This is a genomic window from Methylobacterium fujisawaense (assembly GCF_039619325.1).
GTDB lineage: Bacteria > Pseudomonadota > Alphaproteobacteria > Rhizobiales > Beijerinckiaceae > Methylobacterium > Methylobacterium fujisawaense.
This window is the reverse complement of record NZ_CP155000.1, coordinates 5,609,813-5,623,783: the sequence shown is the minus strand read 5'-3', so window position 1 is coordinate 5,623,783 and position 13,971 is coordinate 5,609,813. Positions and strand designations below refer to the sequence as shown.

The 13,971-nt window shown below is 70.1% G+C and carries 17 protein-coding genes; 7 read left to right on the top strand and 10 right to left on the bottom strand.

Annotated features, from left to right (window positions below):
• Positions 1 to 142: 142 nt before the first annotated feature.
• The 5 genes from epmA (at position 143) to ABC766_RS26580 (ending at position 4,428) form a co-directional block, all read left to right on the top strand.
• Positions 143 to 1,198, top strand: coding sequence for an EF-P lysine aminoacylase EpmA (gene epmA / locus ABC766_RS26600; RefSeq protein ID WP_345819857.1), 1,056 nt, complete (start codon positions 143 to 145; stop codon positions 1,196 to 1,198).
• Positions 1,195 to 2,238 (top strand): lysine-2,3-aminomutase-like protein, encoded by a 1,044-nt coding sequence (locus ABC766_RS26595; protein ID WP_345819856.1) that lies wholly within the window; start codon positions 1,195 to 1,197, stop codon positions 2,236 to 2,238. Before epmA ends, ABC766_RS26595 begins: the two co-directional genes overlap by 4 nt.
• Positions 2,239 to 2,254: 16 nt before the next feature.
• Positions 2,255 to 2,866: a glutathione S-transferase family protein gene (locus tag ABC766_RS26590; RefSeq protein ID WP_043380758.1), complete on the top strand. Its 612-nt coding sequence runs from the start codon at positions 2,255 to 2,257 to the stop codon at positions 2,864 to 2,866.
• A 90-nt stretch (positions 2,867 to 2,956) separates the two neighbouring features.
• On the top strand, positions 2,957 to 3,607 hold the full coding sequence (locus tag ABC766_RS26585; RefSeq protein WP_345819855.1) for a dimethylmenaquinone methyltransferase: 651 nt from the start codon (positions 2,957 to 2,959) through the stop codon (positions 3,605 to 3,607).
• Positions 3,608 to 3,612: 5 nt separating this feature from the next.
• The gene (locus ABC766_RS26580; protein ID WP_043356991.1) at positions 3,613 to 4,428 is read left to right on the top strand and encodes a YdcF family protein; all 816 of its coding nucleotides are present in this window, start codon (positions 3,613 to 3,615) and stop codon (positions 4,426 to 4,428) included.
• Here ABC766_RS26580 and ABC766_RS26575 read toward each other — a convergent pair.
• The 9 genes from ABC766_RS26575 to ABC766_RS26535 all read right to left on the bottom strand — a co-directional run bounded on the left by ABC766_RS26575 (position 4,377) and on the right by ABC766_RS26535 (position 10,984).
• Positions 4,377 to 4,673: a DUF3253 domain-containing protein gene (locus tag ABC766_RS26575; protein ID WP_043356993.1), complete on the bottom strand. Its 297-nt coding sequence runs from the start codon at positions 4,671 to 4,673 to the stop codon at positions 4,377 to 4,379. The two genes, ABC766_RS26580 and ABC766_RS26575, sit on opposite strands and share 52 nt — an antisense overlap.
• Complete coding sequence (locus ABC766_RS26570; protein WP_043380763.1) at positions 4,670 to 5,443, bottom strand: DUF599 domain-containing protein; 774 nt, start codon at positions 5,441 to 5,443, stop codon at positions 4,670 to 4,672. The genes ABC766_RS26575 and ABC766_RS26570 overlap by 4 nt, the downstream gene beginning before the upstream one ends.
• Before the next feature lie 79 nt (positions 5,444 to 5,522).
• Positions 5,523 to 5,807 (bottom strand): acylphosphatase, encoded by a 285-nt coding sequence (locus ABC766_RS26565; protein ID WP_345819854.1) that lies wholly within the window; start codon positions 5,805 to 5,807, stop codon positions 5,523 to 5,525.
• A 56-nt stretch (positions 5,808 to 5,863) separates the two neighbouring features.
• Positions 5,864 to 6,712 carry a formate/nitrite transporter family protein gene (locus ABC766_RS26560; protein ID WP_043357000.1) on the bottom strand — a complete coding sequence of 283 codons (849 nt, stop codon included), beginning with the start codon at positions 6,710 to 6,712 and terminating at the stop codon, positions 5,864 to 5,866.
• A 146-nt stretch (positions 6,713 to 6,858) separates the two neighbouring features.
• Complete coding sequence (locus ABC766_RS26555) at positions 6,859 to 7,290, bottom strand: gamma-glutamylcyclotransferase family protein (protein ID WP_345819853.1); 432 nt, start codon at positions 7,288 to 7,290, stop codon at positions 6,859 to 6,861.
• A 150-nt stretch (positions 7,291 to 7,440) separates the two neighbouring features.
• Entirely contained in the window at positions 7,441 to 7,599 is a 159-nt protein-coding gene (locus ABC766_RS26550; RefSeq protein WP_345819852.1) for a hypothetical protein, read from the bottom strand.
• A 99-nt stretch (positions 7,600 to 7,698) separates the two neighbouring features.
• Positions 7,699 to 9,702, bottom strand: coding sequence for an acetyl-CoA carboxylase biotin carboxylase subunit (locus ABC766_RS26545; protein WP_043380765.1), 2,004 nt, complete (start codon positions 9,700 to 9,702; stop codon positions 7,699 to 7,701).
• A 100-nt stretch (positions 9,703 to 9,802) separates the two neighbouring features.
• Positions 9,803 to 10,243 carry a hypothetical protein gene (locus ABC766_RS26540; protein ID WP_345819851.1) on the bottom strand — a complete coding sequence of 147 codons (441 nt, stop codon included), beginning with the start codon at positions 10,241 to 10,243 and terminating at the stop codon, positions 9,803 to 9,805.
• Positions 10,244 to 10,405: 162 nt separating this feature from the next.
• On the bottom strand, positions 10,406 to 10,984 hold the full coding sequence (locus ABC766_RS26535) for a L,D-transpeptidase (protein WP_342140684.1): 579 nt from the start codon (positions 10,982 to 10,984) through the stop codon (positions 10,406 to 10,408).
• A 192-nt stretch (positions 10,985 to 11,176) separates the two neighbouring features.
• Between ABC766_RS26535 and ABC766_RS26530 the strand changes: the two genes are divergently transcribed.
• Positions 11,177 to 12,106, top strand: coding sequence for a histone deacetylase family protein (locus ABC766_RS26530; protein WP_043355631.1), 930 nt, complete (start codon positions 11,177 to 11,179; stop codon positions 12,104 to 12,106).
• Positions 12,107 to 12,257: 151 nt separating this feature from the next.
• The gene (locus ABC766_RS26525) at positions 12,258 to 12,875 is read left to right on the top strand and encodes a LysE family translocator (RefSeq protein ID WP_345819850.1); all 618 of its coding nucleotides are present in this window, start codon (positions 12,258 to 12,260) and stop codon (positions 12,873 to 12,875) included.
• A gap of 6 nt (positions 12,876 to 12,881) precedes the next feature.
• On the opposite strand, the gene ribB is transcribed toward ABC766_RS26525, so the two are convergent.
• Positions 12,882 to 13,958 (bottom strand): 3,4-dihydroxy-2-butanone-4-phosphate synthase, encoded by a 1,077-nt coding sequence (ribB, locus tag ABC766_RS26520; RefSeq protein ID WP_043380842.1) that lies wholly within the window; start codon positions 13,956 to 13,958, stop codon positions 12,882 to 12,884.
• Between the last annotated feature and the right edge of the window lie 13 nt (positions 13,959 to 13,971).

The window sequence follows — 13,971 nt, the reverse complement described above, 5'->3', positions numbered from 1 at the left end:
CGTCGATGGCACACAGCCTCGGCCGCGGCGCGTCTCCGCGGTCCGGAGCCAGTCAGGGCCGAGGATTGAGAGTGCTCCAGAACGCGACGCCGTACGGTCGGAGCCGGCCGGACTCGCTCCGTAGCGGACGCGGAGGCCGGTCGTGACGGGCGCGGCCTCCCCCTGGTGGTCAGCCGGCCGCCACGCCGACCGGCGCCCGGCACTGCTCCTGCGCAACCGCATCCTCGCGGCGTTCCGCGCATGGTTCTCCGACCGCGACTTCATCGAGGCCGAGGCCGCCTGCCTCCAGGTTTCGCCCGGCAACGAAGCGCATCTGTCGGCCTTCGCCACGGAGGCGATCGGCGCCAGCGGTGCCCGCACGCCCCTCTACCTTCACACCTCACCGGAATTTGCCTGCAAGAAGCTTCTGGCTGCGGGCGAGACGCGGCTGTTCAGCGTCGCCCGCGTGTTCCGCAACCGCGAGCGCGGGCCGCTGCACCATCCCGAGTTCACCATGCTCGAATGGTATCGGGCCGGCGCCGCCTACACGGCGCTGATGGCGGATTGCGCCGCGCTGCTCGCCTGCGCGGCCGAGACCGCGGGCGCCCGTCGTCTCGTCTTCCGTGGCCGGGAGACGGATCCCTTCGCGGAACCGGAGCGCCTGACCCTGGCGGAGGCCTTCGACCGCTTCGCCGGGATCGACCTCCTGGCCAGCGTCAGGCCGAGCGGTGCGACCGATCGGGATGCCCTGGCCGCCGCCGTCGCCGGGGCCGGGCTCCGGGTCGTCCCGGACGACACCTGGGCCGACCTGTTCTCCCGCGTCCTCGTCGCGCGGATCGAGCCGCATCTCGGCCTCGGCCGCCCGACCATCCTGTGCGAATACCCCATCAGCGAGGCCGCCCTCGCCCGTCCGTCGCCGCACGATCCGCGCGTGGCCGAGCGCTTCGAGCTGTACGCCTGCGGCGTCGAACTCGCCAACGCCTTCGGCGAGCTGACCGACCCGGAGGAGCAGCGCCGCCGGTTCGAGGCGGAGATGGCCGAGAAGCAGCGCGTCTACGGCGAGCGCTACCCGATCGACGACGACTTCCTCGCGGCGCTCGCCGTCATGCCGGAGGCGTCCGGGATCGCCCTGGGCTTCGACCGCTTGGCGATGCTGGCCTGCGGGGCAACCCGGATCGAGGACGTGATCTGGACACCCGTGGCGGAGACGCGGCCATGAACCGGGCCCTGCGCAGCGCGGACGACCTTCTCTCCGCCGGCCTGATCTCCGGGGCGGAAGCCGAGGCCCTCGGCGCCGTCCTCGCGCGCTACGCCGTCTCGGTGACGCCCGACATGGCCGAACTGATCGACCCGCAGGATCCCGACGATCCGATCGGCCGCCAGTTCGTCCCCCGGGCCGAGGAGGCCGTGGCGACGCCGGAGGAGCGCGCCGACCCGATCGGCGACGCCGCCCACGCCCCCGTGACCGGGATCGTGCATCGCTATCCCGACCGCGTGCTGCTGAAGCCGCTCCATGTCTGCCCGGTCTATTGCCGCTTCTGCTTCCGCCGCGAGATGGTCGGACCCGACGGGCTCGGGACGCTCACCGACGCCGAGCTCGACACCGCCCTCGCCTACATCGCGCAGGATCCGCGGATCTGGGAGGTGGTGCTCACCGGCGGCGACCCGTTCGCGCTCTCGCCGCGCCGCCTCGGCGTCATCGCGGAGCGCCTCGCCGCCATCCCGCATGTCCGGGTGATGCGGGTCCATACCCGCGTGCCCGTGGTGAAGCCCGATCTCGTCTCCGACGCCCTCGTCCAGGCGCTCAAGCGCTTCGGGCGGGCGGTCTTCGTCGCCATCCACGCCAACCATCCGCGGGAATTCAGCGCCGCCGCCAGCGCCGCCTGCGCCCGGTTGGTCGATGCGGGCATCCCGCTGGTGAGCCAGTCGGTGCTCCTGCGCGGCGTCAACGACGAGGCCGCGACCCTCGAGGCGCTGATGCGAGTTCTCGTCGAGAACCGGATCAAGCCCTACTACCTCCATCATGGCGATCTGGCCCCCGGAACGGGCCATCTCCGCACGGGTGTACCCGAGGGGCAGGACCTGATGCGCGCCCTGCGCGGCCGCCTCTCGGGCCTCGCCCAGCCGACCTATGTGCTCGACATTCCCGGCGGGCACGGCAAGGTGCCGATCGGCCCCCGCTACCTCCGCGAGACCGGGGACGGGATGCGCGTGACCGATCCGAGCGGGCAGGACCATGCCTACCCGCCCAAGGTGTGACGGAGACTCTTCGACCATGCGCAGGCTTTGGGGCCGCCTCACCTCGGTGAACGTGCAGAAGGCCGTATGGGGGCTCGACGAGGCCGGCCTGCCCTACGAGCGGGTCGCGGCCGGCGGTGCCCACGGGGTCGTCAACGATCCCGGCTACCGCACCTTGAACCCGAACGGTCTCGTCCCGACGCTGGAGGAGGACGGCTTTGTCCTGTGGGAATCCAACGCGATCCTGCGCTACCTCGCGGCGACCAGTCCGGCCCTGGCCTTGCCGGCGGATCCCCGGGCGCGCGCCCACGTGGAGCAATGGGTCGATTGGCAGGCCACGAGCTTCACGCCCGCCATGCGCGACGCGTTCTGGCAACTCTACCGGGCGGCCGAGCCCGACCGTGCCCTGATCGCCGCCTCGCTGGAGAAGAGCGAGGCCATGGCCGCGATCCTCGACCGCCATCTCGCGGAGCGGACCTACATGGTCGGCGAGGGCTTCAGCATCGCCGACATCGCCCTCGGCTGCGCGGCCCATCGCTGGCTGAACCTGCCGGCCGAGCGGATCGAGCGCCCGGCGCTGCACCGCTGGTACGAGCGCGTGGCCGCCCGGCCCGGCGCCGCCCGCGCCCTGGGCGAGCCCATCGCCTGACGGCCCCTTCGGACTTGCCGGCGCGCCGGCGCGATCCACCTTTCCCGACCGCGCCGCCCGGACCGGGGCCGGCCTTTCACGGAGCCCCCGATGGCCATCGATCCGACCCTGCGCGATGCGCTCTCCGCCGTTACCCCGGCGAGCCTCGCCCGCGCCTTGACGCGGGCCGGCATGAAGGCCTTCACCCCGCACGGCCTCTCGGCGCGCGGGAGCGGCGCTGTCGTCGGTCCCGCCTACACGATGCGGATGATTCCGGCCCGTGACGATGCCGCCGGCGACCTCGCTGCCGCTATCGACGCCGTGCCGGACGGCGCGGTCGTGGTGATCGATGCCGCCGCGTCCGGCCTCGCCCTGCCGTTCGGGGCGATTCTGGCCGCGCGGCTCGCCCAGCGGGGCGCCGTCGGCCTCGTGACTGACGCGGCCCTGCCGGACGAGATCGGCATCCCGGCCTGGAGCCGGCCGGCAGCCGCCGGGGGCACCCTCGCCCTGGTCGGCACGCAGGAGCGGGTGGCCTGCGGAGGGGCGGCGATCCATCCGGGCGACATCCTCGTGTGTGAATCCACCGGAATCGTCGCCGTGCCGGCCGCGATCGCCGAGCGCGTCGCCCTCGAAGCCGTGGAGCAGCAGCGTCTCGACCTCTGGATCCAGCGCGAGGTGGAGCGGGGCGCCACGCTCGCGAGCCTGCTTCCGCCGGATGCCGCCGCCCTGGCCCGGTTCGAATCCGAGACGAAGCCGGCTTGAGATCCGTGTTTTTCCCCGCCTCGAAGCTGATCTTCTTCCTGATCACGCCCTCCAATTTCTGCATCTTCGCCATCCTGGTCGGCCTCGGCCTGACGGCGATGACGCGGTGGCGCAGAACCGGGTTCGGATGCGCGCTCTTCGGCGCGCTGCTGCTCGCCGCAGGCGGCCTGTCGCCGGTGTCGGAAATGGTCCTGCTGCCCCTCGAGCAGCGGTTCCCGCCCTATCCGGCCGACGGTCCGGCGCCGGCGGGGATCATCGTGCTGGGGGGCGGGATCGAGGCCGGCCTCTCGGAAGCGCGGGATCAGATCGTCGTCAACGATGCCGGCGAGCGACCGATCTACCTCGCCGACCTCGCCCGCCGCTTTCCCGGGGCGCGGCTGGTCTTCTCCGGCGGCAGCGGCTTCATCGCCGGCGGCATCGCGGAGGCCGACATCGTCAGTCGGCAGGCGGATGTGATCGGCGTGCCGCGGACGCGCCTCATCCTGGAGAACCGCTCACGCAACACGCAGGAGAACGCCGCCTTCTCGGCCGCTCTGGTGCAGCCGAAGCCCGGCGAGCGCTGGCTGCTCGTCACCTCGGCCTGGCACATGCCGCGGGCGATCGGCTGCTTCCGCCAAGCGGGCTTCACGGTGGACGCCTTCCCGGTGGATTACCGGACCCGCGGCTGGGGTGACGTGACCCGTGTCCACGGCTTCGCCTCGGACGGGCTCCTCCAGTTCGACCTCGCGATCAAGGAGTGGATCGGCCTCGCCGTCTACCGCTGGTCCGGCTACACGCCCGACTGGCTTCCCGCGCCCGAGCCCGGCAACGACAGCCGGTAGACGCCCCGGAAATCGTCCGGATCGACGGCCTTTCCCTTTCGCAGGATCGCGATGCGCCCGGCATGGGCGAGCCGCACCGCGATCCGTCGCACGGGCTGCATCAGTGGCCCCCAGCCATCCGGATGCGGACCGCCGAGGGCGCGGGCGACTTCCGAGGGGCAGACGGTCTTGTCGGCGCCGCGCTCGGTCACGAGGCGCAGCATCGTCGTCTCGATGGCGTCGTCGTCGGGTCGTGCGTCGGTCATGTGCGTGCCTCCTCGGCGGGCGACAGGAGCGGAGCGTCGAGCGGCCCCTCGTGCGGTCCCTCCCCGGCTTCCAGAAGCGCCTTGCGGATCTCCGAGGCGAATTGGCGGCGCCACATGATGATCACCACGGCGGTCGTCGAGACGAACAGGATGTAGGGGCTGATGAACCAGCCCAGATAGGCGAGCGCGAAGAAGAACGCCCGCTGTCCGCGGGCGAAGTGACGCCCGGCGCTGACGTTCATGGCCGCGAGCCGCCGCACGGCCCGCAGCATCTCGGTGTCGCTCGCGCCGGATCCCTTCGGCGGCACGGCGCCGAGCAGGATGGCCGTGTAGTTGAACAGCCTGTAGGCCCAGGCGAACTTGAAGAAGGCGTAGACGAAGATCAGTGCGAGGCCGGCGACCTTCAACTCCCAGGTCAGGCGGTTGGCCACCGTCCCGAAGGGCAGCGTCGCGAACAGGTTCAGGACATCGTCCCCGGACCGCGACAGGGTGAGGACGGAGCCCAAGGCGATCAGTGACGTCGAGGCGAAGAAGGCCGTGCCGTTCTGCAGGGAGGCGTTGATCTGCGTATCGACCACCCGGTTGTCGCGGCCGATGACCTGGCGCGCCCAGTTGGCCCGGTGGCCGTTCATGATCTGGCTGAGGGAGACCATCCGTCCGCGCAGCCGGCCCACGGAGAGGCCGTAGGCGACCCAGGCGACGATGAAGTAGAGGAGCGCCCCGAGGTCGAGGTGCGAGAAGGCGGCGCTGCCGGCGGAGAAGTCGTTCATGGTCTCCGGATGGCGGATTCGCGAGGGGGCGATCCCGCATATCAGCCCGCGGGCGCGTACTGAACCCGCGCCGCCGAGGTCAGTCGCGCAGGATCCGGAAACCGCCGCCGGGCGGCACGTCGCCGCCGGCACGCACGGCCACGTCGGTCACACGCGCACCGGCGGGACCCGACCGGCACAGGGCCTCCATCGCCGCCACGGCCTCCGGTGAGCCGCTGAACACCGCCTCGACCGTGCCGTCGTCGCGGTTGCGCACGGAACCCGAGAGGCCCCGGGCGCGGGCTTCCGCCTGCGTCCAGGCCCGGTAGGAGACGCCCTGGACGCGGCCCGTGACGATGACTGAACTCGTCCGGGTCTCGCTCATGCAGGCGCCGCTTCGTCTGACTGGGCCCGCGCCTGGCGACGCGGGCCGGGATGGCCTTACTCGGCCGCGATCGGGCGACGGACGCCGGCACCCAGGGCCGGGCTCCGCGTCGCACCGGTGCGGACATGGGTGGAGTAGAGCATCAGGCCCGTGAAGGCGATGCCGCCCACGATGTTTCCGATCAGCGTCGGGATCTCGTTCCAGAGCAGGTAGTCCATCACCGTCAGGTGGCCGCCCATGAGGATCGCCGACGGGAACAGGAACATGTTCACCACCGAGTGCTCGAAGGTCATGAAGAAGAATACCGTGATGGGCATCCACATCGCGATGACCTTGCCGGGCACCGAGGTCGACAGCATGGCGCCGATGACGCCGGTGGAGACCATCCAGTTGCACAGCATGGCGCGGACGAAGAGGGTCAGCATCCCGGCGGCGCCGTACTTCTCGTAGCCGAGGGTGCGCGCCTCGCCGATGCCGGCGATGAGCTTGCCCACGGCGTTCGGCTCGGTGGCGAAGCCGAAGGTGAAGACGATCGACATCAACACCGCGGTGGTGAGCGCGCCCGCGAAGTTGCCGAAGAAGACCAGCACCCAGTTGCGGGCGACGCCGGCGACGGTGACGCCCGGCCGCTTGTCGATCAGGGCGAGCGGGGTCAGCACGCAGACGCCGGTGAACAGGTCGTAGCCGAGCAGGTACAGCATCGAGAAGCCGACCGGGAACAGCAGCGCCGCGACCAGAGGCTGACCGGTCGCCTGGTTGACGGTCACCGCAAAGGCGGCGGCGAGCGCCAGGATCGCGCCGGCCATGTAGGCCCGGATGAAGGTATCCTTGGTCGCCATGAAGACCTTTGCCTCACCGGCATCGACGGCCTTCTTCACGAAATCGGCGGGCGCCAAATACGACATGTACAACTCTCCCTCGCAGGCGCACGCCAATCATCGTTGGCCGACGGGCGCGCTGCGCAATCATGGATGGCTGGCCAGGCGTGGTGCTGCCGTTCGCCCTCCAGCTCGATCGTGGGCAAGCATGTCGCGTACCAAGTGCGCGGCGCTCAGGCGGGAAGGCCGCGGGCCCAACTGCTGAGTTCCCGGAGATAGGCCGACGGCAGCTGCGCCGCGCGCGCCGCCGCGACGACGGCGTCCAGATATCCGGGCCGCGGGCGGCCAGGCGCGGTCGAGCATCCGCGATAGATCAGAGCGCGCTTGACGCCCTCCCCCGCGCGGACCGGGAGCGCCGCCTTCGTGTAGAGCCCCCCGGCGACGCCCTCGTAGCGGTCGAGCGCCGGGATGTCGTCGACAGCCAATTCCCACAGGACGCCCCAGACGGTGCGTCGGGCATCGGGCACGACGGAGGCGTAGCCCTCACGCATGATGATGAAGCGGTAATTCGGCAGGTGCCCGCCGCCGATCAGCCGCGAAACCGGGCAGCGGAGCGCCATCGCGGCGGCATCCATGTTGGCGCCGTAGGCGAAATAGAGGGGCATGTGGCCGCGCTTGGTCGGCCGAGCGCCCGAATTACCGTCCGGGCTCGCGCTCGTCGCGCTGGACCGACCACTCGTTCGCCCGCATGGCCGCATAGGCGAGTGCCAGCGTGAGGGCGGGGATAACGAATGTCACGAAGATCTCCCCCGAACTCATGGTCTGATGCGCCGCAGCACGCGCCTCCCGATCCAATGTAAGCCCATCGCCGCGCAAGGCCAGATCGCCGCGAAGAAAGCGATCGCCGGCCGCTGGACGGGCGCATTGGCGATCCCGAAGCTCATGGCGGTGATCGGCGTGACGCAGCCGATCACCGCGAAGCACCGGCGCTGTTGTTCAGCGCCGTCGCCAGGAGCTTGGTCTGCGCGTCGTGAACCGCCGTCACGACGGCGTATGCGACGCGCCTGCCGCGATCAGGCGAATTCCAGGATCACCGCGTCGACGGCGAGGCTGTCGCCCTCCTTGGCGTGGATCTTCGCCACCGTGGCGTCGCGCTCGGCGCGGAGCATGTTCTCCATCTTCATCGCCTCGACGACCGCGATCGGCTCACCGTTCTTTACCTCCTGGCCCTCGGTGACCAGGATCTGCTTCACGAGTCCGGGCATCGGGCATAGCACCTGCTTGCCCGAGCCCGCCTGCTCCTTCACCGGCATCAGGGCGGCGAGCTCCGCCTCGCGGCGGGTATAGACCCGGCCCTCGGCGGCCGCGCCCGCATGCTGCAGGAACACGCCGTTGAGCAGGCTGCGCACCTGGATCGCCACGCGCTCGGAGCCGATCGTGCCGATCCAGACCGGCTCGCCCGGGCGCCACGCGCTCGCCACCGTGAGCGCCGTGCCGTCGTCCCGGGTCACGAGGATGTCCTCGCCCTCCGGCTCGACGGTCACGGGATAGGATTGGCCGGCCAGGATCACCACGCGCTCGCGCTCGAAGGCGAAGAGGCCCGGGGCGCGCATCTGTCCGGAGATGCCGCGCTTGCGCTGGTTGAGCTTGTGGTCGATCGCCGCCGCGGCGGCCATCATGCGGATGGCCACCGGCCCGGCCGGCTCCGGCGCCGTGAAGCCTTCGGGAAATTCCTCGGCGATGAAGCCTGTGGACAGCCGCCCCTCCTGCCAGCGCGGATGGGCCATCAGCGCCGAGAGGAACGGGATGTTGTGGCGGATGCCGTCGATGGCGAAGGCGTCGAGGGCCTCACCCTGCGCGGCGATCGCCTCGGCGCGCGTCGGCGCCCAGGTGACCAGCTTCGCGATCATCGGATCGTAGTGGATGGCGATCTCGCCGCCCTCCTCCACGCCGGTATCGTTGCGCACGATCGCCGTGCCCTGCCGGCCCTCCTCCGGCGGACGGTAGGTTGTCAGCCGGCCGATCGAGGGGAGGAAGTTGCGGGTCGGGTCCTCGGCATAGACGCGGCTCTCCACCGCCCAGCCGTTCAGCTTCACGTCGTCCTGGGTGATCGGCAGCTTCTCGCCGGCCGCGACCCGGATCATCAGCTCGACGAGGTCGAGGCCGGTGATCATCTCGGTGACCGGATGCTCGACCTGCAGACGGGTGTTCATCTCCAGGAAGTAGAAGGACTTGTCCTGCCCGGCGACGAACTCGACCGTTCCGGCCGAATCGTAGTTCACCGCCTTGGCCAGCGCGACCGCCTGCTCGCCCATCTTGCGGCGGGTCTTCTTGTCGAGGAGCGGCGACGGCGCTTCCTCGATCACCTTCTGGTTACGGCGCTGGATCGAGCACTCGCGCTCGCCGAGATAGACGACGTTGCCGTGCTTGTCGCCGATCAGCTGGATCTCGATGTGGCGCGGGTCGGTGATGAACTTCTCGATGAAGACGCGGTCGTCGCCGAAGGAGGAGGCCGCCTCCGACTTGGCGCGGGCGAAGCCCTCCGCCACCTCGTCGCCCGAATAGGCGATGCGCATGCCCTTGCCGCCGCCGCCCGCGGAGGCCTTGATCATCACCGGGTAGCCGATCTCGTCGGCGATCGTCTTGGCGTGCTCGGGTGATTCGATCACGCCGAGGAAGCCCGGAACGGTCGAGACCTCGGCGGCGGCCGCCGCCTTCTTCGACTCGATCTTGTCGCCCATGGCGGCGATGGCCCCCGGGTTGGGGCCGATGAACACGATGCCGGCGGCTTCGAGCGCCTTCGGGAAGGCCTCGCGCTCGGACAGGAAGCCGTAGCCGGGATGGACCGCCTGGGCGCCGGTCTTCTTGCAGGCCTCGACGATCTTCTCGATCACGAGATAGGATTCGGATGCGGCAGCGGGACCGATATGGACCGCCTCGTCCGCCATGGCGACGTGCACGGCGTCGCGATCGGCATCCGAGTAGACCGCTACGGTCTTGATGCCCATCCTCCGGGCGGTCTTGATCACGCGACAGGCGATCTCGCCCCGGTTGGCAATCAGGATCTTTTCGAACATCGCTGGCGCACTGCTTTCGAGATCGCCGGATTGCGCACCGGCTTGACTGTCCCGATAGATCAGTTGCGCCGCGGACGGAAGCTGTGCGTTGCTCCGAGGCTCACGCCGCCAGGGCAAAGGTCATCCGCGGGGCCGAAACCGTGTCCCGGGCGCGGCGGTTGGCTTCGAGGGCGAAGGCCACCAGCGATTCTGCGCTGCTCTGCGCCTCACGGACGATTTCCATGGCGATCCGGGCGCCCACCGCGCTCGGGCCGTCGCGGCCGCTGAGCGAAGCGGCCAGCCAAGCGGCGACGTCGCGGTCGATGTAGCCCGTCGGGCGCGAGCCCCACACGGCGAAGTCGACGACCGAGGCCACCAGGAAGTCGGCGAAGGCGTCGGAGCCGATCACGGCCCGCTCGAGGGCGATCAGCAGGTCGGCGTCCTCGCGGTTCATGAGGCCTTCCGGAAGAACCTCGCGCTTCAGGACCAGCAGGTCCTCGTCGCTGATCGTGCCGGTCGAAACAGCATGGTTGCAGAACTGTTGAACGGAGATGGTGGTCATGATCGCCTGCTCCTCCGACCTTTGCTGCGGCCGGTGCTAGTCCCTGTGTGTCTTCAACTTACGGGACCGCTTCCCTTCCAGAGGTTAATGGCGAGATCTGAACGGAAGTTCAGGTAAACACCCCCCGAGCAAGCAGGCTTATTGGGACGTTGACCGGTTGCGTTACCGGACGATGACCGAGACCCCGACGGGGACCCGGTTGTAGAGGTCGACCACGTCGATGTTGCGCATCCGGATGCACCCGGAGGAGACCGCCTGCCCGATCTTCTCGGGCTCGTTGGTGCCGTGGATCCGGTAGAGCGTGTCCCGGCCGTGATCCGACAGGTACAGGGCGCGGGCGCCGAGGGGATTCATCGGGCCGCCCTGCATGGCGTGGACATGCGGCCAGCGCTTGATCATCTCGGCCGGGGGATTCCAGGCCGGCCATTCCGCCTTGCGGTCGATTCGGGCGGTGCCGGTCCAGCCATAGGCCTCGTCGCCCACCGACACGCCGTAGCGGATCGCCTTGCCGCCCGGCAGCACGAGGTAGAGCTGCCGCTCCTTCGTCTCGACCACGATCGTGCCGGGCGATTCCCGGGTCGGATCGGCGACCTCATAGCGGGCGAAGTGCGGATCGAACTCGGCATCCGGGACGAGGGCCATGAATTCGGCATCGCGGGCCGAAAGGGCCGGATCGGGCACGCCCTTGAAGGTGCAGCCCGCCAGCAACAGCGCGCAGCCGATGACCGATGTGATGCGCATGGTCCTGCCCCGAAGATCCTCGGGGCCGTGGACGGAGCCTCGATGGATTGATGATCCGGGTCCGTCCCACGGAAGAATCGCGCAACCATAAGGGGGCAACGGCACCCCGCCGTAGTCCGCGCGTTGGGCCCGTGGCACATTGCCGGCTCCTGTTGCAGGTGCGCGACAGGAGAGCATCCGGGAGCGACCCTCGTGACCACCCTCTACGTGAGCCATCCCGCCAGCTTCGATCACGAGGTCCCGGAGGGACATCCGGAACGGCCGGCCCGGATGCGCGCCGTGGAGCGGGCCCTGGAGGATGAGCGCTTCGCCGGCCTCGTGCGGGCCTCTGCACCCAAGGCTGAGATCGAGGCGGTGACGCTTGCCCATCCGCGCGCCTACGTGGACGCGCTGGTGGCGGCGGTGCCCGAGCACGGCATGGTCGGCATCGATTCCGACACGATCCTGTCGGCGGGGAGCCTGGAGGCGACGCTGCGGGCGGTGGGCGGCGGAATGCACGCCGTCGATGCCGTCGTCGGCGGCGGGTGCCGCAACGCCTTCGTGGCCATGCGCCCGCCGGGCCACCATGCCGAGCGGACCCGGTCGATGGGCTTCTGCCTGTTCAACCATGCCGCCATCGCGGCCCGCCACGCCCGCCAGAAACACGGGGCCGAGCGGGTGGCCCTGGTGGATTGGGACGTCCATCACGGCAACGGCAGCCAGGACATCTTCTGGGACGACGCCGCGGTGCTCTACTGCTCCACCCACCAGATGCCGCTCTATCCGGGGACGGGGGCGTCGTCCGAGCGCGGCGAGAAGGACACGATCGTCAACGTGCCGCTGCGGCCCAACGACGACGGCGAGGTGTTTCGCGAAGCCTTCGAAACCGGCATCCTCCCCCGCCTGGAAACCTTCCGGCCGGACGTGATCGTGATCTCCGCCGGCTTCGACGCCCATCGGCTCGATCCGTTGGCCAATCTGCGCCTCGAAGCGGAGGATTTCGGCTGGGCGACCCGCCGGCTCATGGATGTCGCGGACCGCTGCGCCGGCGGGCGGATCGTCTCGATCCTGGAGGGCGGCTACAGTCTCGAGGGGCTCGGCAAATCGGTGGCCGCCCATGTCGACGCGTTGATGGGGCGCTGACGGGGGCGCTGCATCCCGATTGCACCCGTTCCCGCGCGCGCCGTAATCTGCGCTTCGGGGAGACCGCCGCCATGCTGACGCTGAGCCGGATGCCGTCGCTTGCGCGCCAGCGCGTCGACCGCACCGGCGCAGCCCGTCCGGGTTTCGGCCGATGACGCTCTCGGGCTTCCTGACCTATGCGCTGGCCCTGGGCGTTGCCGCCGCTGTGCCGGGACCCGGCGTCGTCGCGCTTGTCGCGCGGGCCCTCAGCTCGGGCTTCGGCGCCGCGATGGCCTTCTCGGCCGGTCTGATCCTGGGCGACCTGACCTATCTCGCCGCCGCGATCTTCGGCCTGTCACTGATCGCGGAGGCGTTCGGCACGGTCTTCGCCGTCATCCGCTACGGCGCGGCGCTCTATCTCGCCTACCTGGCGTTCCGGCTCTGGCGCGCCGCCGGAACGGCTGTCCGGATCGCGGGCGAAGCTCGCGACCGGCCGCTGACCAGCTTCGTCGCCGGGCTGACCATCACCCTGGGCAATCCGAAGACGATCGTCTTCTACCTCGCGATCCTGCCCACGCTCGTCGATCTGCGGCGCGTGACGGCGGCCGATGTCGTCGCCCTCATCCTGATCACGGCCGCGATCCTGCTGGCCGTGATGACGCCCTACGCGGCGCTGGCGGCGCGGGCGCGCGAGACCCTGCGACGGCCCGCCATCCGCGTGCGGCTGAACCGGAGCGCCGCCGCCATCATGGCCAGCGCGGCGGTCTGGACCGTCCTGCGCCGCGCCTGAAGAGCGTCAGCCCTCCAGTGGCTCGTCGCCCAAGAGCTCGATGCCGAAGCCCGAAAGGCCGACATAGGAGCGCGACGAGGTCGCGAGGTTGCGGATCGAGACCACGCCGAGATCGCGCAAAATCTGTGCGCCGAGCCCGATCTCGCGCCATTGCCGCGCCCGCAGGGCCTCCGTGCCCTCGTCGGTGACGGTCTTCACCGGCACGCCCGCAGTCCCGTCCCGGAGATAGACCAGCACGCCCCGCCCGGCGGCCGCGAAGCGCTTCAGCACGGCGTCGATCTGCTTTCCCCCGCCGATCACGTCGGCGGCGACGTTGGAGCGGTGCAGGCGCACCAGCACGTCGCGGCCGTCGCCGATGTCGCCCATCACGAAGGCGAATTGCTGGATCGATTCGAAGGGCGTCGAGAACACGTAGGCGTTCACGTCGCCGTGGTTCGAGCGGACCGTGAAGTGGCCGACGCGCTCCACCAGCCGGTCGCGCGCCTGCCGGTAGGCGATGAGATCGGCCACCGAGACCTGCTTGAGGCCGTGCGTCTCGGCGAAGGCCTCGATCTGCGGCCCCTTCATCACGGTGCCGTCGTCGTTGGCGAGCTCGCAGATCACGCCCACGGGCGGCAGCTCGGCGAGGCGGCACAGGTCGACCGCGGCCTCGGTATGGCCCGAGCGCATGAGCACGCCGCCGTCGCGGGCGATGAGCGGGAAGACGTGGCCGGGCCGCACGAAGTCGCCCGCGCCCATGTTGCCGTTGGCCAGCGCACGCACCGTGTTGCAGCGCTGCTCCGCCGAGATCCCCGTGGTCAGGCCGTGCTTGACGTCGACCGTGACGGTGAAGGCCGTACCCAGCGGCGCGTCGTTCGACGCCACCATGGGAGCGAGGTGCAGCCGCCGCGCCTCGCTCTGCGTGATCGGCGCGCAGACGATGCCGCAGGTGTTGCGGATGATGAACGCCATCTTCTCCGGCGTGCAGAGCGAGGCGGCGACGACGAGGTCGCCTTCGTTCTCGCGATCGTCATCGTCGGTGACGACCACGATCTCGCCGCGGGCGAAGGCCGCGATGGCCTCTGTGACGGAGCAGTGGGGCACGGGCATTCTCGAA

Coding starts and splice junctions, on each gene's coding strand:
- ABC766_RS26595 (WP_345819856.1), top strand. CDS start 1,195: ATGAACCGGGCCCTGCGCAGCGCGGACGACCTTCTCTCCGCCGGCCTG.
- ABC766_RS26590 (WP_043380758.1), top strand. CDS start 2,255: ATGCGCAGGCTTTGGGGCCGCCTCACCTCGGTGAACGTGCAGAAGGCC.
- ABC766_RS26585 (WP_345819855.1), top strand. CDS start 2,957: ATGGCCATCGATCCGACCCTGCGCGATGCGCTCTCCGCCGTTACCCCG.
- ABC766_RS26575 (WP_043356993.1), bottom strand. CDS start 4,673: ATGACCGACGCACGACCCGACGACGACGCCATCGAGACGACGATGCTG.
- ABC766_RS26570 (WP_043380763.1), bottom strand. CDS start 5,443: ATGAACGACTTCTCCGCCGGCAGCGCCGCCTTCTCGCACCTCGACCTC.
- ABC766_RS26565 (WP_345819854.1), bottom strand. CDS start 5,807: ATGAGCGAGACCCGGACGAGTTCAGTCATCGTCACGGGCCGCGTCCAG.
- ABC766_RS26560 (WP_043357000.1), bottom strand. CDS start 6,712: ATGTCGTATTTGGCGCCCGCCGATTTCGTGAAGAAGGCCGTCGATGCC.
- ABC766_RS26555 (WP_345819853.1), bottom strand. CDS start 7,290: ATGCCCCTCTATTTCGCCTACGGCGCCAACATGGATGCCGCCGCGATG.
- ABC766_RS26545 (WP_043380765.1), bottom strand. CDS start 9,702: ATGTTCGAAAAGATCCTGATTGCCAACCGGGGCGAGATCGCCTGTCGC.
- ABC766_RS26540 (WP_345819851.1), bottom strand. CDS start 10,243: ATGACCACCATCTCCGTTCAACAGTTCTGCAACCATGCTGTTTCGACC.
- ABC766_RS26535 (WP_342140684.1), bottom strand. CDS start 10,984: ATGCGCATCACATCGGTCATCGGCTGCGCGCTGTTGCTGGCGGGCTGC.
- ABC766_RS26525 (WP_345819850.1), top strand. CDS start 12,258: ATGACGCTCTCGGGCTTCCTGACCTATGCGCTGGCCCTGGGCGTTGCC.